At 61.9% G+C, this 24,052-nt stretch carries 15 protein-coding genes; 11 read left to right on the top strand and 4 right to left on the bottom strand.

Annotated features, from left to right (window positions below; genetic code table 11):
• Positions 1-45: 45 nt before the first annotated feature.
• A complete protein-coding gene (locus AC2FNZ_RS02855; protein WP_496839484.1) occupies positions 46-534 on the bottom strand; it encodes an ureidoglycolate lyase in 489 nt (162 codons plus the stop codon).
• Positions 531-1,949, bottom strand: coding sequence for an allantoinase PuuE (gene puuE / locus AC2FNZ_RS02850; RefSeq protein ID WP_496839483.1), 1,419 nt, complete (start codon positions 1,947-1,949; stop codon positions 531-533). Before puuE ends, AC2FNZ_RS02855 begins: the two co-directional genes overlap by 4 nt.
• A gap of 202 nt (positions 1,950-2,151) precedes the next feature.
• Between puuE and uraH the strand changes: the two genes are divergently transcribed.
• A complete protein-coding gene (uraH, locus tag AC2FNZ_RS02845; protein WP_496839482.1) occupies positions 2,152-2,508 on the top strand; it encodes a hydroxyisourate hydrolase in 357 nt (118 codons plus the stop codon).
• Positions 2,509-2,512: 4 nt separating this feature from the next.
• Here uraH and AC2FNZ_RS02840 read toward each other — a convergent pair whose 3' ends face one another.
• Positions 2,513-3,427 carry a LysR family transcriptional regulator gene (locus AC2FNZ_RS02840; RefSeq protein WP_496839481.1) on the bottom strand — a complete coding sequence of 305 codons (915 nt, stop codon included), beginning with the start codon at positions 3,425-3,427 and terminating at the stop codon, positions 2,513-2,515.
• Between the two features lie 95 nt (positions 3,428-3,522).
• Between AC2FNZ_RS02840 and AC2FNZ_RS02835 the strand changes: the two genes are divergently transcribed.
• From AC2FNZ_RS02835 to AC2FNZ_RS02825, 3 genes are all read left to right on the top strand, one after another.
• A complete protein-coding gene (locus AC2FNZ_RS02835; RefSeq protein WP_496839479.1) occupies positions 3,523-4,746 on the top strand; it encodes a urate hydroxylase PuuD in 1,224 nt (407 codons plus the stop codon).
• 232 nt (positions 4,747-4,978) lie between these two features.
• Positions 4,979-6,706: an autotransporter assembly complex protein TamA gene (locus AC2FNZ_RS02830; RefSeq protein ID WP_496839477.1), complete on the top strand. Its 1,728-nt coding sequence runs from the start codon at positions 4,979-4,981 to the stop codon at positions 6,704-6,706.
• Positions 6,703-10,794: a translocation/assembly module TamB domain-containing protein gene (locus AC2FNZ_RS02825; RefSeq protein WP_496839476.1), complete on the top strand. Its 4,092-nt coding sequence runs from the start codon at positions 6,703-6,705 to the stop codon at positions 10,792-10,794. Before AC2FNZ_RS02830 ends, AC2FNZ_RS02825 begins: the two co-directional genes overlap by 4 nt.
• A 20-nt stretch (positions 10,795-10,814) precedes the next feature.
• On the opposite strand, the gene dnaE is transcribed toward AC2FNZ_RS02825, so the two are convergent.
• Positions 10,815-14,315 carry a DNA polymerase III subunit alpha gene (dnaE, locus tag AC2FNZ_RS02820; protein WP_496839475.1) on the bottom strand — a complete coding sequence of 1,167 codons (3,501 nt, stop codon included), beginning with the start codon at positions 14,313-14,315 and terminating at the stop codon, positions 10,815-10,817.
• 345 nt (positions 14,316-14,660) lie between these two features.
• Between dnaE and xdhA the strand changes: the two genes are divergently transcribed.
• The 7 genes from xdhA (at position 14,661) to AC2FNZ_RS02785 (ending at position 24,044) form a co-directional block, all read left to right on the top strand.
• Positions 14,661-16,022, top strand: coding sequence for a xanthine dehydrogenase small subunit (xdhA, locus tag AC2FNZ_RS02815; RefSeq protein WP_496839474.1), 1,362 nt, complete (start codon positions 14,661-14,663; stop codon positions 16,020-16,022).
• On the top strand, positions 16,019-18,421 hold the full coding sequence (gene xdhB / locus AC2FNZ_RS02810) for a xanthine dehydrogenase molybdopterin binding subunit (protein ID WP_496839473.1): 2,403 nt from the start codon (positions 16,019-16,021) through the stop codon (positions 18,419-18,421). The genes xdhA and xdhB overlap by 4 nt, the downstream gene beginning before the upstream one ends.
• Positions 18,421-19,356 (top strand): xanthine dehydrogenase accessory protein XdhC, encoded by a 936-nt coding sequence (gene xdhC, locus AC2FNZ_RS02805; RefSeq protein ID WP_496839472.1) that lies wholly within the window; start codon positions 18,421-18,423, stop codon positions 19,354-19,356. The genes xdhB and xdhC overlap by 1 nt, the downstream gene beginning before the upstream one ends.
• Positions 19,353-20,870 carry an ABC transporter ATP-binding protein gene (locus AC2FNZ_RS02800; protein WP_496839471.1) on the top strand — a complete coding sequence of 506 codons (1,518 nt, stop codon included), beginning with the start codon at positions 19,353-19,355 and terminating at the stop codon, positions 20,868-20,870. The genes xdhC and AC2FNZ_RS02800 overlap by 4 nt, the downstream gene beginning before the upstream one ends.
• Before the next feature lie 62 nt (positions 20,871-20,932).
• Positions 20,933-22,015 carry an ABC transporter permease gene (locus AC2FNZ_RS02795; protein ID WP_496832385.1) on the top strand — a complete coding sequence of 361 codons (1,083 nt, stop codon included), beginning with the start codon at positions 20,933-20,935 and terminating at the stop codon, positions 22,013-22,015.
• A gap of 2 nt (positions 22,016-22,017) precedes the next feature.
• A complete protein-coding gene (locus tag AC2FNZ_RS02790) occupies positions 22,018-22,938 on the top strand; it encodes an ABC transporter permease (protein ID WP_170337474.1) in 921 nt (306 codons plus the stop codon).
• A gap of 32 nt (positions 22,939-22,970) precedes the next feature.
• The gene (locus AC2FNZ_RS02785; RefSeq protein ID WP_170337473.1) at positions 22,971-24,044 is read left to right on the top strand and encodes a BMP family ABC transporter substrate-binding protein; all 1,074 of its coding nucleotides are present in this window, start codon (positions 22,971-22,973) and stop codon (positions 24,042-24,044) included.
• Positions 24,045-24,052 lie beyond the last annotated feature (8 nt).

Here is a 24,052-nt window from a genome sequence, read left to right as displayed (position 1 = left end):
TTCTCATGGGGGTCTTGCCGCTTCTCCGACGGCTTCAAAATTGGCTTAGCGTTCAACCACCTCGTAAGGGGTGTCGAACCAGTGCTCCTCGAGGTTTGCACCCGAACCGATACGGTCGACTACAGCGAACAGGCCAGGCGCGTGCAGCGGCGTCAGCACGCCATGCCACGTGCCGCGATGAAAGTTCACGGCCTGTCCCGGCTGCGTCACGAAGGCCTGTGGCCGGCCCGGAACGCCATCCTCATCCGGCGCGACGATCACCAGGAACGGCTTGTGGGACATGGGAATGAAGGCCTGGCTGCCCTGAGGGTGACGTTCGACCATGTCCAGTTGATAGGGCAATGTCCGTGGGTTGGCGTCGAACAGGCTGATCCCCGCGCGCCCGTCCGCAAAGTCCAGAACCGCCCGGTCATGGTATCGCCCACACTGACCCTGATTGATGATCTTGTCCGGCGCGCCGGAAACCTCGAGCACGTCACCGAACGGCGCAAAAGCTTGGGCCGTCAGCGGCGCGATATGGACGACTCGCGTCATGAGGGCAGCACGTCGCGCAGCCGGAACTCGGCGATGCGCTCGACCTGACAGCAGGCTTCGGCGAGCTCGGTCTCGCGGTCATTCTCGATGCGCTGCTGGAACGCATGCAGGATCGAGGCCTTGTCGTGGTCGCGCACCGCGATGATGAAGGGAAAGCCGAATTTTTCGGTGTAACGCGTGTTCAAATCGGTGAAGGCGTCGCGCTCGGCGTCGGTCAGGGCGTCCAACCCGGCCGAGGCCTGCTCGGAGGTGCTTTCGGCCGTCAGCCGTTTGGCCTGTGCCAGCTTTCCCGCCAGATCTGGATGCGCGGTCAGAACGCCAAAGCGTTCCTCGGACGAGGCCGAACGGAACACCCGCGCCAGCGCGTTGTGCAGCCCGCCCGCCGTATCATGGGCGGGGCCCAGTTCCAGCGCCCAGACGCGCTCGGCGATCCAGGGCGAATGTTCGAAAATGCCGCCATAGGCCGCCACGAAGGCGTCGCGGTCCATCTGCGAGGGGCGTGGGCGATCCTGCGGCGGATGATGCGCCGCCCAATGTTCGGCAATCTGCAACCGGGTCGCGAACCATACATCGGAGAAGCCGCGCGCATAATCCAGAAACCGCTTCAGCGCCATCACCCGACCCGGTCGGCCGATCAGGCGGCAATGCAGACCGATCGACAACATCTTGGGCGCGCCCGCCTGCCCCTCGGCATAGAGCGCATCGAAACTGTCGCGGAGATAGGCGAAGAACTGATCGCCCGAGTTGAACCCCTGCGGCGTGGCAAAGCGCATGTCGTTGCAGTCCAGCGTATAGGGCACGATTAGCTGATCGCGTCCGCTAACGTGCATCCAATAGGGCAGATCGTCAGCGTAGGTGTCGGCCACATAGGCAAACCCGCCTTCCTCGGCCACCAGCCGAACGGTGTTGTCCGAACACCGTCCCGTGTACCAGCCGCGCGGGCGGTCTCCGACCACCTCAGTGTGCAGGCGGATCGCCTCGACGATCTGGGCGCGCTCCTCGTCTTCCGGCATGTCCTTGTGCTCGACCCATTTCAGGCCGTGGCTGGCGATCTCCCACCCGGCGGATTTCATCGCCGCCACCTGATCGGGCGAGCGCGCCAGCGCGGTGGCCACGCCATAGACGGTCACCGGCAGGTCGGCCATCAGGCGATGCAGCCGCCAGAACCCGGCGCGGGCGCCGTATTCATAGATGGATTCCATGTTCCAATGTCGCTGGCCCGGCCAAGGCGCGGCGCCGACGATTTCGGACAGAAACGCCTCGGACGCGGCGTCGCCATGCAACACGCAGTTTTCACCGCCCTCCTCGTAGTTCAGCACGATCTGCACCGCTAGCTTGGCCCCGCCCGGCCACTGGGCTTCTGGCGGGTTGGCTCCGTATCCAATCATGTCGCGGGGGTATCGGGGGGGCTGCATTCTGCTTTCCGTCTTCAATTTCAGGCTTCCATTCGGTTTATCCCATAAAACCGTGATGGATTATCAAATCAATCCGAACGCTGTTTCCGGTTGTTTCGGCGTTCCCTGCGCCATGGCCTTTGCCGCAAGATGGGCAATGCAAACCGGATTGCCTAAAATGGCATCCAAACACGAAACGTGCAGACAACAGCAGGAGCAACTCGTGGCAGGTTATCTGACGACCCACGTTCTGGACACGGCGCGCGGATGTCCGGCCGACGGGCTGAAAATCGCATTGTACCGGGTGTCCGGCAATTCGCACCGGAAACTGGTTGAGATGGAAACCAACGCGGACGGGCGCACCGACAGTCCCATCCTGCCGGAAAAGACTTTCAAGACCGGTATCTACGAGTTGATCTTCTTTGCGGGGGACTACCTACGTGCCTCCGGGCAAGCCATTGAAGACCCTCTTTTCCTTGATCAAATACCGATCCGGTTTGGCATGTCCGACCCCGAGGCGCATTACCACGTGCCGCTTTTACTGTCGCCATTCGGGTATTCGACCTACCGGGGCAGCTGACCCCTCAGACCTGCGACGTCCGCACCACGTCGCCGATCCGCGAGATCATGAAATCCATGAACAGGCGCGCCTTGGGGTCCTGATGACGCCGATGCGTGTAGAGACACGCCATCTGGACCGAAACCGGTGGCGTGTCGACGGCAACGGGCACCAATCGCCCGGCCTTGAGATGCTCGGCCACTTCAAAAACGGGTTTCATCGCGATCCCCTGCCCGGCGAGCGCCCAATCCGTCAGAACATCGCCGTCGTCGCACTCGAACCGCCCGGACACCGCAAACCGTTTCGATCCTTCGGCTGTCTGCAGCAGCCATTGGAACTCGGTTGCACCGGGGAATCGCAGGTTCAGGCATTCGTGCCGGTCCGAGATCAGGTCCGCCCCGGTCCGGGGCATGCCCCGGCGCGCAACATAGTCTGGCGCAGCACACAAGACGCGCTGGCAATCCGCGATTTTGCGGATTCGCAATGTGCTGTCTTCGGGTTGACCGATGAAGAACGCCAGATCCAGCCCTTCGGTCGTGAGATCAACAGACCTGTCCGTCAGACGCAGCCGCACGTCAATCTCGGGGTAGTCGGCAAGAAATTCAGGCACTTGAGGGGCCAACAGCCGTCGCCCGACCCCCAGTGGAGCCGCTACAAAAAGCGACCCCCGGGGCGCTTCGGTCAGGTGCACGACCTGCGCCTCGGCCTCGTTCACGGCATCGAGAACCGCAACCGCACCGGGGTAGAACGCCCGGCCCTGCTCGGTCGGGCTGAGGTTTCGGGTGGTACGCTGGAACAATCGCACACCCAAATGATCTTCGAGCTGGGAAATCCGCGCCGAAGTCACCGCTGGCGAGATTCGCAGATCGCGTCCGGCCGCGGACATGCTGCCAAGATCATAGACCCGGACAAAGGTACGGATATTGTCGAGATAGGACATCTTTTCGTTTTTTTTGATACAGTTTGACAATATACGGGAATACCGAAGAAAACCCCGTTTGCCTAGTGTGTCGGCAAGCAATCGGAGAGCTTTGCATGTATGAATTCGCCGTGTTCTGGGACTGGATGGCATTTGCGGTGCGGTGGCTGCATGTCATCACGGCAATCGCCTGGATCGGATCGTCGTTCTATTTCATCGCGCTGGATCTTGGCCTGAACCGCGACATCCCCGGTCCTGCTGATGGCGAGGAATGGCAGGTGCATGGCGGCGGCTTCTACCATATCCAGAAATACCTCGTGGCGCCCGAGCGGATGCCCGACCACCTGACCTGGTTCAAATGGGAAAGCTATGCAACCTGGCTCAGCGGCGCGGCACTGCTGATGATCGTCTACTGGGTGGGCGGCGAGCTGTATCTGATCGACGCACAGAAGGCCGATCTGGCGCTGTGGCAGGGCATCCTGATCTCGGCGGCATCGCTGACCGTGGGCTGGCTGATCTATGATTTCCTGTGCAAATCGGGTCTGGGTGAGCGTCCGACCCTGTTGATGCTGCTGCTGTTCGTTCTGCTGGTGGCGATGGGCTGGGGATACAACCAGATCTTCACCGGCCGCGCGATGATGCTGCATCTGGGCGCCTTCACCGCCACGATCATGACGGCCAATGTGTTTTTCATCATCATGCCCAACCAACGGATCGTGGTGGATGACCTGAAAAATGGCCGCACCCCGGACCCGAAATACGGCAAGATCGCCAAGCTGCGCTCGACCCACAACAACTATCTGACTTTGCCGGTGGTCTTCCTGATGCTGTCGAACCATTACCCGCTGGCTTTTGCGACCGAATACAACTGGATCATCGCGGCGCTGGTGTTCCTGATGGGCGTCACCATCCGGCACTATTTCAACACACGCCACGCCCGGGCCGGCAACCCGACCTGGACCTGGCTTGTGACGGCCCTGCTGTTCATCGCCATCATGTGGCTGTCCACTGCGCCGATGTACAAACCGCTGGAAGAGGCCGAGGCGCAGCCCCTGACCCAGTTCGAGGAGCGCTTTGTGCAGGCCAGCGGCTTTGAAGAAGCCCATGACGTCGTGCTGGGGCGCTGTTCGATGTGCCACGCGCGCGAGCCCGTCTGGGACGGAATCCTCTGGGCCCCCAAGGGTGTTCTTCTGGAAACCGAAGGTGACATCGCCCGCAATGCCGAGCGAATCTATCTGCAGGCTGGCGTCAGCCACGCGATGCCGCCGGCCAACATCACCTATATGGAACCCGAAGACCGCGAAGCCATTATCCGCTGGTTCCGAAACGCGGGCCTGTAGCGGCAGCTTTTCCACAACTTCGCCTGGGAACTGGGAAATCCGCGTTTATTTCTTTGCCTGAGCGGTTTGAGATGGTCTAACTGTTTTCCAAGGGATCGCGGCGCCAAGACAAGCGGCGCAAATCAATGCGGCCCGGGACAGGTGGAGCCATTTGATGCAGGCGAGCAGACGTAGGGGCGGTCTGAAGAACTGGTGCGCGGGTGTGTTTTTTGCCCTCGCCCCGACCTGTGCGATGGCACTGGAAACATCACTTGCAGCGCCAGGTTTGTCGGACGACATAAAAAAGCAGATTGAGGAAACGTCCTCGGTCATGACTGCCGACAACCGGGGTCTGGACACGCCGCTTGAAGTTCTGTCCGCCGCATTGTCGGATTACCGAACGATCGTGCAAATCCTCTATGATGCCGGATATTTCGGCCCGTCGGTCAGCATCAAACTGGACGGAAAGGAAGCGGCAGATCTCAGCTCGCTGAGCGTTCCTGCACAGATTAACCGGGCAACGATCACCATTCGCCCCGGCAAAGCGTACAATTTCGGAACCGCAGTCGTTCAGCCTTTGGCCCCCGATACCGAATTGCCCGAAGAGTTTGCCTCCGGCAAGCTGGCCACGACCGGCGCCATTCAACAGGCGACTTCGGCCGGGATTCAGGCCTGGAAGGACGCGGGCCACGCCAAAGCCAAGCTGCGCGATCAACAGATCATCGCCCGGCACGCACAGGCACAGTTGGACGCCCGGATCGACCTGGACCAAGGACCGCGCCTGAAGTTCGGCAAGATGTATATCGAAGGCGGCACCGATGTCCGCCACAGCTCGATCGAAAAAATCGCCGGCTTCCCCTCGGGCGAGGTCTACTCGCCGGAAAAGCTGCAGAAAGTCGGCACACGGCTGCGGCGGACCGGTACGTTCAGCACCGTCTCGATCCAGGAACGGGACACGCCGAACCCGGACGGCACGCTGGATTTCGACGCCACTTTCGAGGACTTGCCCAAACGCCGCCTGACGTTCGGGGTCGAACTGGCCTCGCGCGATGGTCTAGACCTGACCGCCACCTGGACCCACCGCAACGTGTTCCGCCGCGCTCAACGGCTGCGTTTTGAGGCCGCCATCCGGAATATCGGCGGGTCAGAGGATATCGACGGGCGGTTGGGTCTGCGTCTGGATCAACCCGACCGACTGGGCCCGGACGACAATACCTTCTGGAGCGCGCTGCTCGAGCGCCGAAACACCGACAACTACAGCGTGTCGGTTGCCTCGCTGACCTATGGTGCGCGGCGGACGTTCTCGGACGAGTTGTATGCCGAGGCGGCTGTGGGCTTCTCCATCTCGAACGCTGACGACGCCTATGGTGACGGCCGCAAGTTCCGATATTTCATCATTCCGTTCCGGTCCGAGTGGGACAAACGCGACAGCAAGGTCAGCGCCACCCGCGGGTATTACCTGGACAGCCAGTTCATGCCCTTTGTCGGCATCTCGGGCACGGATACCGGGCTGCGCCTGTTTTTCGACGGTCGCGCCTATACCAGCCTGGGCACCGGCGGTCGGATCGTGCTGGCCGGGCGGGTGCAACTTGGATCGATTCTCGGACCCCCGGCGGATGGTGTCACACCGGATTTCCTGTTCTTCTCCGGCGGCGCGGGCACCGTTCGCGGTCAGCCCTATGAAAGCCTTGGTGTCCCCGTCGGCACGGGCATTGCCGGGGGCAAGTCCTTTCTTGGCCTGTCGGGCGAGGTGCGCGGCAAGGTCACTGAAAAGCTGTCTCTTGTTGGGTTTTACGACTACGGTATCGTGGACACGTCCTCGTTCATCGGCAGCGGCGCCGAGTACCACGCGGGCGCGGGCCTTGGCGTTCGGTATGATCTGGGCGGCTTCGGCCCGCTGAGGCTGGACCTGGCGGTGCCTGTGCAAGGTGACACGGGCAACGGGCTGCAGTTCTATATCGGGATCGGGCAAGCATTTTGAGGCGTTACCTTTCATATCCTCTGGCAGTCGGGGCAACCACCTTTGCCCTTTCGGGTCCCGTGGCCGCGCAAGAGGAAGAGAGCGGCGGTCTGCTGACCGATTTCCTGCAAAACACGCTATCCGGGGACAACCGCAATATCCGGGTCATCGGGCTGGAGGGCGCGCTGAGCTCTCGCGCACGCATCCAGGAGATCACGGTGGCCGACGACGAAGGTGTCTGGCTGACCATCAAGAATGCCGAACTGGATTGGAACCGGCTGGCGCTGATCCGCGGCCGGTTTTCCGTGAACGCCCTGACCGCCGAAGAAATCGACATCGCACGCGCACCCGGCAAGACCACCACGGACGAACCGGCCGCCACCGCCGAGACCAAACCCTTTCAACTGCCCGAACTGCCCGTGGCGATCGAGATCGGTGAACTGCGCGTCGACGAATTGTCTCTGGGCGAACCGCTGATCGGCGTTGCGGCAGACCTTTCGGTGGACGGAAACTTGAATCTGGCCGATGGCGCGCTGGACACCAAGCTGGACATCAATCGGTTGGACCGGGCCGGCGATCAGATAAATCTTGTGGCCGGTTTCCAGAACGAAAGCCGGCAAATCGACCTGGACCTGACCATCTCCGAGGCGTCAGGTGGGCTGATTTCGACCGCATTGAATATTCCGGACAGCCCACCCATCGGCCTGACGGCCAAAGGGTCCGGTCCGATCACCGATTTCACGGCGGATATCGGGCTGAGCAGTGACAATGTCGACCGTGTCTCGGGCCAGGTGCGCCTGCGCGGGATCGAGAAGACCGAAGGGGCGGCAGACGAAGGCATTGCCTTTACCGCCGACCTGGGCGGCGACCTGACCCCATTTCTGGCCGCCAACATGGATACCTTCTTCGGTACGGATACACGCCTGTATGTCGATGGCCGTACCGGAGCCGAAGGTGCGCTGGAGATTACCGAGGCGGACATCACGTCCGAAGCTTTGAAACTGGAAGCGCAGCTCAGCCTTGGAACGGGCGGGGCGCTGCAACTGGCAGCCGTCCAGGCACGGATCTCGCCGCCGGCCGGGGACGACGTCGTCCTGCCATTCGGTGGAGGAGACACATCCGTCAAGGCCGCACAGCTCTCTGCCCTGTTCGACCACGAAAACGGCAATCATTGGGACCTGAGCCTGACGACCGAGAATGTTGTCACACCCCAAGTCCAGATTGCGCACACGCGGTTGACCGCACAGGGCACCCTGACTCAGATCGGCGGTCTGGACCTGACCGGGGATCTTCAAGCCTCTCTGGATGGTTTGGACTTGGCTGACCCTGCCCTGAACACAGCGGTGGGCGATCGCGTCACCCTTGATGGTCAGTTCGAATACGGACGGGACAAATCGCTCCGACTCTCGGGTTTCGAACTTGGGGGAACCGACTATTCAGCGACCGCCGATGCGGTCGTCAGCGGGCTGGAAAGCGGTCTGAAAATTGACGGATCGGCAACGGTGGAGGCGTCAGATCTGTCTCGTTTCTCTGAGGTCGCCAAATTGGATCTGGGCGGCCGGGCGTCGATCCGGGTCGAGGGGGCGGGCTCGCCGTTGGAGGGCAGTTTTGACGGCAAGCTGGCCGTTTCCGGACAAAACCTGTCCACTGGTCGGGGCGACATCGACCCCATCATCGCGGGCGAGACGGACATCACGCTGGACGCCAAGCGGGATGCAAACGGCATCCTGATCCGCGCTTTCACCATCGACGGCGAAACATTGAACGCACAGGCGGATGGCGCTGTCACCACTCCGAACGGCAATTTGACCATCGACGGCCAGGCCCGCGTGAATGCCTCGGACCTCTCAGTATTCTCCGGCCTCGCCAAGCGCGATCTTGCGGGGGCCGTTCAGGCCCAGGTGGATGGCAAGGGCACCGTGCAGACCCTTGAGTTTGATGGCACTGCGCAGGTGACGACTACAGAACTGCAAACCGGGCTGGATCAGGTGGATCCGCTTGTGACCGGGCGCGTTGTCCTGAACTTCGACGGGGCCCGCACCGGTGACCGGATCGAAATTCGAAAAGCAACCGTTGACGCAGCCGCGCTGAATGCCCAAGTCGCGGCAACCATCGACGATCCGACCGGAAACCTGGCTTTTGACGGTCAGGCGCAGGTCGATGCCCCCGACCTGTCCGTCTTTTCCGGACTGGCAGGCCGTACGTTGGCGGGCGCGGTCACAGCGGATGTGACCGGTCGAGGGGCCCGTGGCAGCAAAGTCTTCGACGTGCAGGGCAAAATCAACGCAAAGGACATTCTGACCGGAATCGAAGCGGTGGATACGCTGATCCCCGGACAGACGACGCTGACAGTCGACGCATCGAACGGCGATGAAGGGTTGAACATCCGAAACTTCCGGCTTGCAGGGACAGCCTTGTCCGCCAACGCATCCGGCATCTTGAGCCGCGAAAGCGGCGGGCTGAGCTTCTCCGCCGCGTTGGACGACCTCGCCCGGGTTTCACAGACCCTGACGGGACCGCTGAAGGTGAACGGGAATGTGGCCCCCACATCCAGCGGAGTCGAGGGCACGGTCAGAGTGACCGGCCCGGAGACGTCCTACGCCAATCTTGTAGGCAGCGTGAATACGGATGGCTCGGCCGACCTAGACTTTGACGCCAAGTTCGATCGGGTCGAACGTTTTGCGCCCGAGTTTCCGGGCAGCTTGACGGCGAAAGGCAATGCAACGCGCCAGAACGGCGTGTGGACCATTGATGCCAATGCCGCCGGACCGGCCGAAATCAGTAGTGCAGTCAAAGGAACCTATGACGAAGCCTCGGGCAATGCCGACATTTCTGCACAGGGCGGCGTCAATTTGGGTATTGCAAACATCTTCATAACGCCCAACAAGATCGACGGATCGGCCCGGTTCGACCTGGCGTTGAAGGGCAAGCCGGCGCTGGAGTCGGTGAGTGGTCAGATCACCACCTCAGGGACGTCGATGGCGATCCCCAGCGTTGGGCAGACCATCACCGATATCGGCGGAACTGTAGACCTTGCCAACAGCCGCGCAACGATTTCGATGCGCGGCGGCATGCGCGCCGGAGGCGGATTTACAGTCAGTGGCCCGGTCGACCTGACACCGCCGTTCAACGCGCAGATCACAACTGCAATCAACAACCTCGTCCTGACCGACAATCTTCTGTACGAGACCACGTTGAACGGCCAGATCGCAATGACGGGCGCCTTGGCAGGGAACAGTTCGCTGGTCGGGCAGATCACGTTTGGCGAGACCAACATCAACCTGGCCGCGGCATCCGGTGCGGTTGGGGCCGCGCCGATCCCGAAGATCGAACACGTGAACGAAAGCAATGCAAGCTACGTCACTCGGGAACGGGCGCAGCTGGTTGAAAAAGAGGAAACGTCGCAATCGGACTCTCGCATCTCTCTCGACATCAGCCTGTTGGCCCCCAAGGCGGTTTTCGTGCGGGGCCGCGGTGTGAATGCTGAATTGGGCGGTGCTATCTTCATCAAGGGCACCACCAAATCCGTCATCCCATCGGGCCAGATCGAACTGATCCGCGGCAATCTGGACATCCTTGGCCGGAGGCTGGCGCTGACCAAGGGCGTGGTCAGCCTGCAGGGCGACCTGACGCCGTATATCGAGTTCGAATCCTCGGCCAGCACGTCGGATGGAACCGCGACGTTGGAAATCGCGGGCCCGCTGGATTCTCCGACAGTCGATGTGTTCTCGGACCCCGAACGCCCCGCCGAAGAGGCGCTGGCCATGCTGCTGTTCGGCAACCGCTTTTCCGAACTGTCCCCGTTTGTCATTGCCCAGATGGCCGCGTCGCTGGCCCAGCTGAGCGGTGCCGGTGGCGATGCCACCAAGGGCGTTCGGGACGCCACGGGCGTAGATACCGTCGACGTCGGCGCGACCGAGGGCGGCGGCGGGCGTCTGGGCGCCGGCGCTTATCTGAGCGACAACCTGTACACCGATTTCACCGTGAACACCGAAGGCGACACCGAGGTGAACCTGAACCTGGACGTCAGCGACAGCGTGACGGTGCGCGGCACCATAGATGGGCGCGGCGATACCGGCATCGGGATTTTCTTCGAGCGTGACTACTAGGGTTGGGCGGGACCGCCACCCTAGACCTCTTCGACGGACAAGACCCCATCCAGTGATTTGATGGCACCCTTGATTTGGGGATTGATCGGGAATTCCTGCCCCAGATCCATTTCGACCTCTCCCGGCAAGCCTGGATCCAGCAGACACAAATGGATCGGCCCTTTCGAGGCGTTTTTGGCCGCTCCCGCAGCATTCGCGAGAACGCTCGCGACCGTCGACAGCGCCTGTGATTGATCCAAAAAGATACGAAGCCCGGTCGCGCCGGCCTCGGCCACGACTGAATCCGCCGGCCCGACCGAGCGCGCCAGCAGCTTCAGCTGGTCGGCCTCCATCGTGGCTTCGGCCGTCAGCACGACCTGCGCGCCGGTTTCCAGGTATTCGCGTGATTTCTCGAGGGTTTCCGAGAACAGCGTCACCTCGTACGCCCCCGTCGGGTCGGACAGCTGTGCAAAGGCGAACCGGTTGCCCTTGGCCGATTTCCGCTCCTGTCGCCCGGCGACCACACCGGCCATCTTGGCGATCAACGGACCCGAGCGTGCCTTTTCGGTAACCTCGTCCAGCGTCATCACCTGCTTGCGTTTCAGGGCCGGCATGTAGTCGTCCAGCGGGTGGCCGGACAGGTAGAAGCCGATCGCCTTGAATTCTTCGCTCAGCCGTTCGGCGGGCAGCCAGTCGGGCGATTTCGACAGGCGCGGTTCGGGCAGATCGTCGCCCGCCTCGCCGAACAGCGACACCTGGTTCGAGTTCTTCTGTTCGTGGATCGCGGCGGAATACTGCACCAGCTGTTCCAGGCTTTCGAAGACCCGGCGGCGGTTCTTGTCCAGCTCGTCAAAGGCCCCCGCACGGGCCAGCATCTCCAGCGGCCGTTTGCCGACCTTCTTCAGATCGACCCGGCGGGCAAAGTCAAAGAGGTTGACGAAAGGCTTGTCGCCCCTGCCCTGCACCACGAGGTTCATCGCCTCGACGCCCACGTTCTTGAGCGCGCCCAGCGCATAGACCAGTTTGCCATCCACCACATCAAACGTCGCCTGCGACCGGTTTATGCAAGGCGGCACATAGGGCAGTTCCAAACCCTTGCGGACCTCTTCGAAATAGATCGCCAGCTTGTCGGTCAGATGGATATCGCAGTTCATGACACCGGCCATGAATTCGACCGGGTGGTTCGCCTTCAGCCAGCCGGTCTGATAGCTGACCACCGCGTAGGCCGCCGCGTGAGATTTGTTGAAGCCGTAGTTGGCGAATTTCTCCAGCAGGTCGAACACCTCGGACGCCTTCTTGGCATCTACCCCGTTCGCGGCTGCCCCGGCCTCGAATTTCGGGCGCTCGGCGTCCATCGCCTCTTTGATTTTTTTACCCATCGCGCGGCGCAGCAGGTCGGCGCCGCCGAGGCTGTAGCCCGCCATGACCTGCGCGATCTGCATCACCTGCTCCTGGTAGACGATGATGCCTTGCGTTTCTTCCAGAATGTGGTCGATCAGCGGGTGGACCGAAGTGATCTTGCGCTGGCCATTCTTGACCTCGCAATAGGTCGGGATGTTCTCCATCGGGCCGGGGCGGTAGAGCGCGACAAGCGCCACGATGTCCTCGATGCAGGTGGGTTTCATGCGCTTGAGCGCATCCATCATGCCCGAGCTTTCAACCTGGAACACCGCCACGGTCTTGGCCGCGGAATAAAGCTTGTAAGTGGCCGGGTCATCCAGCGGAATGGCATTGATCTGGTTCTCGGCCCCCTCGGCCGGCTCATAAAGCTGCCGACCGTCGGCCGCCACGTGCAATGGCCGGCCGGACTTGAAGATCAGGTCCATGGCGTTCTGGATGACCGTCAGAGTCTTGAGGCCTAGAAAGTCGAATTTCACCAGACCGGCCTGTTCCACCCACTTCATGTTGAACTGGGTGGCAGGCATGTCCGAGCGGGGGTCCTGATAGAGCGGTACCAGCTCGTCCAGCGGCCGGTCGCCGATCACCACACCGGCGGCGTGGGTCGAAGCATTGCGCAGCAGCCCCTCGACCTGCTGGCCGTAAGTCAGAAGGCGGTCGACCACCTCTTCGTTGCGGGCCTCTTCGCGCAGGCGCGGTTCGTCTTTCAGGGCCTTCTCGATCGACACCGGCTTGACGCCTTCGACCGGGATCATCTTGGACAGGCGGTCCACCTGGCCGTAGGGCATCTGCAGCACCCGCCCGATGTCGCGCACCGCAGCCTTGGACAAGAGCGCGCCGAAGGTGATGATCTGGCCAACCTTGTCGCGGCCGTATTTCTGCTGAACATACCGGATCACCTCTTCGCGGCGGTCCATGCAGAAGTCGATGTCAAAGTCGGGCATCGACACCCGTTCGGGATTCAGGAAGCGTTCGAACAGCAGGCTGTAGCGCAGCGGATCAAGGTCGGTAATCGTCAGCGCATAGGCCACCAGCGAGCCCGCGCCCGAGCCACGGCCCGGACCGACGGGGATGTCGTGATCCTTAGCCCATTTGATGAAATCCGCAACGATCAGGAAGTAACCGGGGAACCCCATGCCCTCGATGATGTCCAATTCGAAATCCAGACGCTTCTGGTATTCCTCGGGTGGGACAGCGTGCGGGATCACCGCCAGTCGGGCCTGCAGACCTTCGTTGGCCTGGCGGCGTAGCTCCTCGACCTCGTCATCGGCGAATTTCGGCAGGATCGGATCCCGCTTGTAGGCCATGAAGGCGCAACGTCTGGCAATCTCGACCGTATTTTCGATCGCCTCGGGCAGATCGGCAAAGAGCGTGACCATTTCCTGCGGCGATTTGAAGTAATGCTGCGCGGTCAGGCGGCGGCGGCCCTCTTGCTGGTCGACATAGGCACCCTCGGCAATGCAGATCAGCGCATCATGCGCCTCATACATATCTGAGGTTGGGAAATAGACGTCATTCGTGGCCACCAGAGGCAGGTTCTTGGCATAGGCCATTTCCACATGGCCGCGCTCGGTCATGCGCTCGGCCTCGGGCTGGCCATCTTCGCCGGGATGACGTTGCAGTTCGATATAAAGGCGATCGGGGAACATCGCGGCCAACCGATCGACCAGCAGCTCGGCCGCCGGACGCTGGCCCTGCTGCAACAGGCGGCCAACGGGGCCGTCCGGTCCGCCGGTCAAGCAGATCAGCCCATCGGAATGCGCAGCTAACTCCTCAAGCGTGACCTGCGGCAACTGCCCGCCCTTGTCCACATACAGGCACGAGCTGAGCTTCATCAGATGCTCGTACCCCGTCTCAGATTGTGCCAGCAGTACAATCGGCGCAGGGGGCTTGGGTTTTTCCCCCGGCTGCGCCTGAATATACGCCAGATCAACCTGGCAGCCCATGATCGGCTGCACACCCGCACCGCTTGCGGTAACCGAAAATTCCAGCGCCGCGAACATATTGTTGGTGTCCGTCACCGCAACTGCGGGCATGTCCATCTGCTCGCACAGCGTTGGCAGTTTTTTCAGTCGCACCGCCCCCTCAAGAAGGGAATATTCGGTGTGAACTCGGAGGTGGATGAATCGAGGAGTACTGCTCATACGAGGCAGGCTATCGCACTCGCGACCCGGGAAAAAGCCGGAACAGTTAAGGGTGATTGCTGAAAAAATAGCCGCGCATTATTCGGAGATTCCAGAAGGTGCTTCAGCCGACGCCGCCGGCGTTTCACCAAAATCTCTTTCAATTCAGATGCCTAGATAATAATGACGTGGTGCATATCAAGGCATGGGACCGGGAATGGTACATTCGGCAGGCAGTTTTTCTTGCCAGCGCGCACAGGCTGTTTCTAACATCTTCAGGCAAGCTACAAGCCCGCTTCTTTCTCTACGTCGCATCGAGACAGGAGCACCCATGGGCGCAACCGGGTAAGGCGACGGGTTTCAAGAATGAATATCACGTTTCTTCTGAACGGAGAGACAGTGGAGCTGACGGATGTCGATCCGACGGCCACATTGCTGGATTGGCTGCGCGAGGATCGCGGCCTGACCGGCACCAAGGAAGGCTGCAACGAGGGCGATTGCGGGGCCTGCACCGTCATGGTTACGGATGAGGCCGGTGCCAAGGCGCTGAATTCCTGCATTCTTTTTCTGCCTCAACTGCACGGCAAGGCTGTGCGCACGGTCGAGGGGGCGAGCGGGCCCGACGGCGAGCCCCATCCCGTCCAGCAGGCGATGGTGGATCTTCATGGCTCGCAATGTGGATTCTGCACACCCGGTTTCGTGATGTCGATGGTGGCGAGCCATGCAAATGGCGCGACCGATCACGACACGCAACTGGCCGGCAACCTGTGCCGCTGCACCGGCTATGCGCCGATCATCCGCGCGGCAAAGGCCGTCGAAGACCAGCCGGTGCCGGTCTGGGTCAAGGACAAGCCGGTTGCGGCCAAGCCGGCCTCGCCCCTTCTGCCGAAGTCATCAGACGAACTGGCCAAAGTCTACACCGCACATCCTGGTGCAACTTTGATCGCGGGTGCCACCGATGTCGGCCTCTGGGTCACCAAGCAACTGCGGAACCTGGACCCGGTGATATTTCTGGGCGGATGCGATGATCTGAAAGAGATCTCGGTCACCGAAGACGAAGTGCGCATCGGCGCGATGGTGGACATGAACCGCATGGGCGCGGCGATGGCCGATCTGCATCCGTCCTATGCCGAGATGATCCGGCGCTATGCCAGCGTTCAAGTGCGCCACGCGGCTACGGTGGGCGGCAACATCGCCAACGGCTCTCCCATTGGAGACAATCCGCCCGCACTGATCGCGCTGGGGGCCACATTGCACCTGCGCAAGGGCGACGAGAGGCGGGCGATCCCGCTGGAGGATTTCTTTGTTGATTACGGCAAGCAGGATCGCGCGCCCGGCGAGTTCGTGGAAGCGGTCAGCTTTATGCGCCAACCCGATCGGCTGAAATGCTACAAGCTGAGCAAACGGTTCGATCAGGATATCTCGGCCGTCTGCGGCTGTTTTAACATCACCGTTTCGGACGGCGTCGTCTCGCAAGCCCGGATCGCCTTTGGCGGAATGGCCGGTGTGCCGAAACGCGCGACACAGGTTGAGGCCGCGCTGACCGGTCGCCCGTGGACGGCGGAAACGGTTCAAAGCGCCTTGCCGGCCTTTGCCGAGGACTATTCCCCGATGAGCGACATGCGTGCCTCGGCCCGCTACCGGCTGGAGGCCGCAAAGGCCATGCTCGAACGCTATTTCCTAGAAGATCAGGGCGAACTGACCAATGTGCTGGAGGTTTCGGCATGAGCGTGACCAAGCCCCTGCCCCATGACGCGGCACCCCTGCATGTGTCGGGAACCGCCCGTTATGTTGACGACATTCCGACGCCGAAGGGCACGATGCATCTGGCGTTCGGCCTGAGCCCGATCGCCAAGGGCCGGATCACGGCGATGGACCTGTCAGATGTCCGTGCGGCCCCGGGAGTCGTGATGGTGATGACGGCCGAGGACCTGCCCTTTGCCAATGACGTCTCGCCCTCGATCCATGACGAGCCGCTGCTGGCGGATGGGACGGTGAACTATGTGGGCCAGCCCGTGTTTCTGGTTGTCGCCACCAGCCATCTGGCGGCGCGCAAAGCCGCGCGGTTGGGTAGGATCGACTATGCCGAGGAAACGCCGATCCTGACGATCGAAGAGGCTTTGGCCGCAGACAGCCGGTTCGAGGACGGCCCCCGCATCTATGCCAAAGGTGATGCGGAAGCCGCCATCGCGCAGGCGGCGCATGTGGTCGAAGGCACGTTCGAGATCGGCGGGCAGGAGCATTTCTACCTGGAAGGTCAGGCCGCGTTGGCGGTGCCGAACGAAGGCAGCGACATGCTGGTGCATTCCTCGACCCAGCACCCGACCGAGATTCAACACAAGGTAGCTGATGCTTTGGGCGTTCCCATGCACGCGGTGCGGGTCGAAACCCGGCGGATGGGCGGCGGGTTCGGTGGCAAGGAAAGCCAGGGCAACGCGCTGGCTGTGGCCTGCGCAGTTGCGGCACGGGCAACCGGTCGAGCCTGCAAGATGCGCTATGACCGCGATGATGACATGACCATCACCGGCAAGCGCCACGCCTTCCGCATCAGCTACAAGGCCGGCTTCGACGAAAACGGCCACATTCAGGGCGTTTCCTTCCTGCACTACGCCATCTGCGGCTGGGCGCAGGACCTGTCGCTGCCGGTCGCCGACCGAGCGATGCTGCATTCCGACAATGCGTACCTTCTGCCCAATGCGCGGATCGAGAGCCATCGGCTGAAGACCAACACACAATCGGCCACCGCCTATCGCGGCTTTGGCGGGCCGCAGGGAATGGTGGGCATCGAACGGGTGATGGATCACGCCGCGCATGTACTGGGTCTGGACCCGGTCGAGCTGCGGCGGCGGAACTACTATGAACCGGCGCACGCAGGCGTTGAAGAACCAGTGCGGGACAAGCCGCTGGGCCACCCGGATCCGAACGAGGATCTGACCAGCCGCGGCGCGGTCGAAACCGGCCGCTCGGTGGTGCGCCCTGTTCCCGCGGGTGGGAACACCACCCCCTATGGCATGGAAGTCACCGATTTCGAATTGCATTCCATGACCGAAGCCTTGCTGGAGTCCTGCGATTACGCAGCCCGCAAGGCGGCGATCGAGAAGTGGAATGCCCAGAACCGCGTGATCAAGAAGGGCATCGCCTTTTCACCGGTCAAGTTCGGGATTTCCTTCACGCTCACCCATCTGAACCAGGCCGGGGCGCTGGTGCATGTCTACCAGGACGGCTCGGTCCATCTGAACCATGGCGGCACCGAGATGGGCCAGGGCCTGTTTCAGAAAGTGGCACAGGTGGCGGCCGCGCGGTTCGGCATTCCGCTGGAGATGGTGAAGATCACCGCGACCGATACCGCCAAAGTGCCGAACACCTCGGCCACGGCGGCCTCGTCCGGCAGCGATCTGAACGGGATGGCGGTCAAGGCCGCATGCGACACGATCCGCGACCGGATGGCCGCCTATCTGGCCGAGCGGCATCAGACCGATCCAACGGCGGTCGTCTTTGCCGATGGCCGGGTCAGCGTGGGCGAGGAAAGCTACAGCTTTGCCGAGGCGGCAGCGCTGGCCTATCAGGGGCGCGTCAGCCTGTCGGCAACCGGGTTCTACAAGACCCCCAAGATCGAGTGGGACCGGATTGCCGGACGCGGGCGCCCGTTCTTCTACTTCGCCTATGGAGCTTCGGTGACCGAAGTCGCCGTGGACACTCTGACCGGCGAGAACCGCATCCTTCGGACGGATATCCTGCATGATGCGGGTGCTTCGCTGAACCCTGCGCTGGATATCGGGCAGGTCGAGGGCGGCTATGTGCAAGGTGCGGGCTGGCTGACGACCGAGGAACTGGTCTGGGACGACAAGGGCCGGCTGCGCACCCATGCGCCATCGACCTACAAGATTCCTGCCTGTTCGGACCGCCCCGACATCTTCAATGTCGCACTTTGGGACTGCCGGAACCGCGAGGACACGATCTATCGCTCAAAAGCGGTGGGCGAGCCGCCCTTCATGCTGGGCATCTCGGCCTGGTTGGCGCTGTCGAACGCGGTTGCGGCCTGCGGTGACGGGTATCCGGCGATCAATGCCCCAGCCACCGCCGAAGAGGTCTGGACCGCCGTTCAACGCATGCGTGGAGGCACCTGATGGGATTTGACCGGGAGACTTTGAGGGAGGCGGTCAAAACGCATGGCAAGGTGACCCGCGTGGTCATTGCCGCAATCCGAGGCTCGTCCCCGCGCGAGGTCGGCGCCGCGATGCTGGTCTGGAAGGGCGGGCAATCCGGCACGATCGGGGGCGGCACGCTGGAGTATCAGGCGGCTGAGGCCGCCCGGGTTCAGCAAAGCCCAACCCGCCTGTCCCGCCATGCGCTGGGTCCCGACCTCGGGCAATGCTGCGGCGGTGCCGTAACGCTGCTGAGCGAGGTCTATGACCTGAAGTCCGTCGAGGCCTTGGACGACACCGTCATCGCTCGCTCGACTGCCGGTGGCGACATGCCATTGTCGGTCAAGCGGCTGCTGGCAACCGCACGCGCACAGGGTATCGCGCCTGAACCGCAATTGCTTGACAGCTGGATGATCGAACCGGTGCACACACCGACCCGCCGATTGTGGATCTGGGGGGCCGGTCATGTCGGACGGGCGCTGGTGGATGTGCTGTCGCCTCTCCCCGATCTTGCCATCACTTGGGTAGACACCGCCGCCGATCGGTTTCCAGCTGGCATCCCAGCAGGTGTAACCGTGGTTCCGGCAGCGAACCCGGCCGACCTCGTGCACCACGCACCGGTTCAAGCCGAGCACTTGGTGCTGACTTATTCACACAATCTGGATCTGGAACTGTGCAACCGGCTATTGACGCACGGTTTTCACTTTGCCGGGCTGATCGGCTCGGCTACGAAATGGGCGCGATTCCGCTCGCGCCTGGCTGCGCTGGGTCATTCACCGGCTCAGATCGCCCGGATCACCTGCCCGATCGGTGACCCATCGTTGGGCAAGCACCCGCAGATGATCGCAGTTGGTGTGGCAGCGCAAATCCTGCGCCCCGCCCGACAGAACGACTTGAAGAAGGACCAGAGCGCGTGACCACTCCACTACTGAGCTTGCAGGAGCTGACCAAGGCCTATCCCGGCGTCGTGGCCAACGACCAAGTGTCCTTTGACATCGGTGAGGGCGAAGTTCACGCCCTGCTGGGCGAAAACGGCGCGGGAAAATCCACGCTGGTGAAGATGATCTACGGGCTGGTCAAGCCGGACAGCGGCACGATGCTGTTGCGCGGCCAACCCTATGCGCCGGCCGAGCCGCGCGCGGCCCGTGCCGACGGCATTGCCATGGTGTTCCAACATTTTTCGCTGTTTGACGCGCTGAACGTGGCCGAAAACATCGCCCTTGGCATGGAAAGCCCGCCGCCGATGGGTGATCTGGCTTCGCGCATTCGCGAGGTCTCGGAGACCTATGGCCTGCCACTGGATCCGTATCGTCGGGTTGGTGACCTGTCCGCCGGTGAACGCCAGCGGGTCGAGATCATCCGCTGCCTGCTGCAGGACCCAAAGCTGCTGATCATGGACGAACCGACCTCGGTCCTGACCCCGCAGGAGGTAGATATCCTGTTCGAAACACTGAAAAAGCTGCGGTCGGAGGGAACCTCGATCCTGTACATCTCGCACAAGCTGGAGGAAATCCGCACGCTGTGCGACCACGCCACCATTCTACGGCTGGGCAAGAACGTGGGTGAGTGCACACCCAGCGAAACATCCGCCCGCGACATGGCCGAAATGATGGTGGGATCAGCCCTTCAGACCCCTGAACGGTCCGGGCGAGAGTTCGGACCCGTAGCACTGGATGTTACCGGGCTTTCGGTTCCGTCCCCTTCCGAATTCGGGACCGCGCTGAAGAACGTGCACCTGACCGTCCGCAAGGGCGAAGTCCTTGGCATCGGCGGCGTGGCTGGTAACGGTCAGGACGAACTGCTGGGCGTTTTGTCCGGCGAAATTCTGACGGACGCGGATGCGATCCGCTTCAACGGCCAGCCGATTGGCAAACTGGGTCCGACGGCCCGGCGCAGACTGGGTGTGCTGACGGCCCCGGAAGAGCGGTTGGGACATGCCGCGGCGCCGGACATGAGCCTGACGGAAAACGCTCTGCTGACCGGCTCGGTGCGCGAGTCTTTGGAGAAGAACGGTTTTTTGAAATGGGCGGACACCCGCATTTTTGCGGAGAAGATCATTCAGGCATTCGACGTGCGGACCCCGGGGCCGGAAAACGCCGCGCGGTCGCTGTCGGGCGGCAACCTGCAGAAATTCGTCATCGGCCGGGAAGTCCTGCAAAACCCCGAAGTTCTGGTCGTGAACCAGCCGACCTGGGGCGTCGACGCCGCCGCAGCCGCTGCGATCCGTCAGGCCATTCTGGACCTTGCGGCCAAGGGAACGGCGGTGGTCTGCATCAGCCAGGATCTAGATGAGCTGATGGAGATTTCCGACAGTTTCGCCGCCTTGAACGAAGGGCGCCTCAGCGCTCCGCGTCCCACAACTGGCCTGACCGTCGAAGAGATCGGTCTGATGATGGGCGGCGCGCATGGGATGGAGGTGGCCCATGTGTAACCTACGCTGCCGCCTCTGGCGCAAAAATCCAAAAAAGACGAAGACTTTGGGGGGATGAGCAAATGATAGTGTTGGAGAAACGGCCACAGCCGTCCAAGGCGTGGTCTTATGCCACCCCTCTGGTCGCAGTGCTGGCCACCATGGTTTTCGGCGGGTTGCTGTTTGTAATTCTGGGCAAGAACCCGGTCGAAGCGATCGGAACCATCTTCTGGGAACCCCTGTTCGGAGAGTTCTCATTTTATTACCGACCGCAACTGCTGGTGAAGGGCGCACCGTTGGTTCTGATCGCCATCGGTCTGTCGCTGGGCTTCCGCGCCGGTATCTGGAATATCGGCGCCGAGGGCCAGTACATCATGGGCGCTATCTTCGGCGCCGCGGCCGGTCTGGCCTTCTACCCTCTGGATGCGTGGTACGTCTTTCCAATCATGGTGATCGCCGGCGCATTCGGCGGCTGGATCTGGGCGATGATCCCGGCCCTGCTCAAGGTTCGGTTCGGCACCAACGAGATTCTCGTTTCCCTGATGTTGGTTTACGTGGCCGAGCAGTTTCTGGCCTCGATGTCGCTGGGTTTGCTGAAAAACCCCGAAGGGTTCGGATTTCCCGGCTCGCGCAACCTGCAGTCCTATGAAAGCGCCCACAATGCTGAACTGTTCGCCGGAACAGGCATGCACTGGGGCGTCGTCGCGGCCTTTATCGCGGTGATCTTTGCCTATGTCCTGCTGAACCGGCACATGCTGGGGTTTCACATCCGCCTCACGGGTGAAGCTCCGCGCGCGGCGCGATTTGCTGGCGTGAACCCTCCTCGGCTGATCCTGTTTTGCCTGGGGCTGTCGGGTGCGCTGGCCGGTCTTGCCGGAATGTTCGAGGTCTCGGGCCCGTCAGGCGTGGTGAGCATCGACTTCAACGTGGGCTACGGCTTTACCGCGATCATCGTGGCGTTTCTGGGCCGTCTGCACCCGGTGGGCATCCTGCTGGCCGGCGGCCTGATGGCGCTGACCTATATCGGTGGCGAAATCGCACAATCCCAGCTGGGGCTGCCCGCTGCGGCCATCCAGGTGTTCCAGGGAATGCTTCTGTTCTTCCTGCTGGCCTTCGATCTTTTGACCAACTACCGCATTCGTGCGGCCCGTAGCGAGGTGGCGTGACCATGGACCTTGGAGAAATCAACCCCGTTCTTTTGCTGGCCTCGTTGATGGTTGCCGCAACCCCGCTTCTGCTCGCGGCGATCGGAGAGCTTGTCGTCGAAAAGGCCGGCGTTCTGAACCTCGGCGTCGAAGGCATGATGATCGTGGGCGCAATCAGCGGATTTGCCATCTCGGTCGAGACAGGCTCGCCATGGTTGGGTTTCGTCGCGGCGGCCGTTGGCGGTGCGCTGCTGTCGCTGCTGTTCGTTCTGCTGACCCAGTTCGCGCTGGCGAACCAGGTTGCCAGCGGTCTTGCGCTGACGCTGTTTGGCTTGGGCTTCAGTGCCCTTCTGGGCCAAAGCTATGTGGGCATCAAACCGCCCAGCATGGGGGACATCCACATCCCGCTGCTCAGCGATATTCCGGTCATCGGTCCGATCCTTTTCCAACATGATCCGATCCTCTATGTCGGGATCGCGTTGACGGCAGCGGTGTGGGCCACGTTGAAATACACCCGCGTCGGGCTGATCCTGCGTGCGGTGGGTGAGAACCATGATGCGGCGCATGCCCTCGGTTACAAGGTCATCAAGATCCGCATTATGGCGATCCTGTTCGGCGGGGCCTGTGCGGGGCTTGGCGGTGCATATATCAGCCTGATCCGGGTCCCTCAGTGGACCGAAGGCATGACCGCCGGAGTCGGGTGGATTGCTCTGGCTCTGGTGGTGTTTGCCAGCTGGAAACCGTGGCGTGCCTTGCTGGGTGCCTATTTGTTTGGCGGAATCACGGTCTTGCAGCTTAATCTGCAGGCAGCGGGCGTTGCCATACCTGTCGAGTATCTGGCAATGTCGCCCTACATCATCACGATCCTTGTGCTTGTGATCCTTTCGGCCGACAAGAGCAGCGCACCTGCCTCACTGGGCCGGACCTTCCACGCCTCGCACTAGGGGCCAACTGTACCAACTTGGGGAGTAACTAAATGAAATTCACTTCACTTCTGGCAAGCGCCGCCATGGCACTTGGCCTTGCCACGGGCGCCGTGGCCGAGGACAAGACAAAGGTCGGTTTCGTCTATGTCGGCCCGGTGGGCGACGGCGGCTGGACCTATGAACACGACAAGGGCCGTCAGGCCGTCGAGAAGCACTTTGGCGACAAGGTCGAAACCGTGTACGTGGAATCGGTGCCCGAAGGCCCGGATGCCGAGCGCGTCATGACTCAGATGGCGCTGGAAGGCGCCGACCTGATCTTCACCACCTCGTTCGGTTACATGGACCCGACCATCAACGTGGCCAAGAAATTCCCGGACGTGAAATTTGAACACGCCACGGGTTACAAGACCGCCGACAACGTGTCGGTCTACTCGGCGCGTTTCTATGAGGGTCGCGCTGTCCAAGGTCATATCGCCGGCAAGATGACCAAGTCGAACATCATCGGTTACATCGGCTCGTACCCGATCCCCGAAGTGATCCGAGGCATCAACTCGGCCTTCATCCACGCCAAGAAGGTGAACCCGGATGTCGAGTTCAAGATCGTTTGGGCCTACACCTGGTTCGATCCGGCGAAAGAGGCCGACGCGGCGAAGGTTCTGATCGAACAGGGCGCAGACGTGATCCTGCAGCACACCGACTCGACCGCACCGCAGGCGGCTGCACAAGAAGCCGGCAACGTGATCACTTTCGGCCAGGCCTCGGACATGAGCGAATATGCTCCGATGCCGCGCGTCAGCTCGATCATCGACAACTGGGCGCCTTACTACATCGCGCGCACCCAGGCCGTGATGGATGGCACCTGGGAGTCGGTGAACACCTGGGACGGCATCAAGGAAGGCATGGTTGAAATCGGCGAGATTTCCGACGCCGTTCCGGCCGACGTCAAAGAAGAGGCGCTGGCCCTGAAAGCCGCGATTGCAGATGGCAGCTATCACCCGTTCACCGGACCGCTGAACAAGCAGGACGGCAGCGCCTGGCTGGCCGAGGGCGAAGTGGCCGATGATGGCACTCTGGCCGGCATGAACTTCTATGTCGAAGGGCTGGAAGGCGACATCCCGCAATAAGCCTGGCA

It is taken from the genome of Ruegeria sp. SAZA006, assembly GCF_059613465.1.
The sequence above is the reverse complement of the archived record's forward strand: the minus strand, read 5'-3'. Positions and strand labels throughout refer to the sequence as shown.

Coding starts and splice junctions, on each gene's coding strand:
- AC2FNZ_RS02855 (WP_496839484.1), bottom strand. CDS start 534: ATGACGCGAGTCGTCCATATCGCGCCGCTGACGGCCCAAGCTTTTGCG.
- dnaE (WP_496839475.1), bottom strand. CDS start 14,315: ATGAGCAGTACTCCTCGATTCATCCACCTCCGAGTTCACACCGAATAT.
- xdhC (WP_496839472.1), top strand. CDS start 18,421: ATGGGATTTGACCGGGAGACTTTGAGGGAGGCGGTCAAAACGCATGGC.
- AC2FNZ_RS02830 (WP_496839477.1), top strand. CDS start 4,979: ATGGCACTGGAAACATCACTTGCAGCGCCAGGTTTGTCGGACGACATA.
- AC2FNZ_RS02840 (WP_496839481.1), bottom strand. CDS start 3,427: ATGTCCTATCTCGACAATATCCGTACCTTTGTCCGGGTCTATGATCTT.
- AC2FNZ_RS02795 (WP_496832385.1), top strand. CDS start 20,933: ATGATAGTGTTGGAGAAACGGCCACAGCCGTCCAAGGCGTGGTCTTAT.
- xdhB (WP_496839473.1), top strand. CDS start 16,019: ATGAGCGTGACCAAGCCCCTGCCCCATGACGCGGCACCCCTGCATGTG.
- AC2FNZ_RS02790 (WP_170337474.1), top strand. CDS start 22,018: ATGGACCTTGGAGAAATCAACCCCGTTCTTTTGCTGGCCTCGTTGATG.
- AC2FNZ_RS02785 (WP_170337473.1), top strand. CDS start 22,971: ATGAAATTCACTTCACTTCTGGCAAGCGCCGCCATGGCACTTGGCCTT.
- xdhA (WP_496839474.1), top strand. CDS start 14,661: ATGAATATCACGTTTCTTCTGAACGGAGAGACAGTGGAGCTGACGGAT.
- AC2FNZ_RS02835 (WP_496839479.1), top strand. CDS start 3,523: ATGTATGAATTCGCCGTGTTCTGGGACTGGATGGCATTTGCGGTGCGG.
- puuE (WP_496839483.1), bottom strand. CDS start 1,949: ATGCAGCCCCCCCGATACCCCCGCGACATGATTGGATACGGAGCCAAC.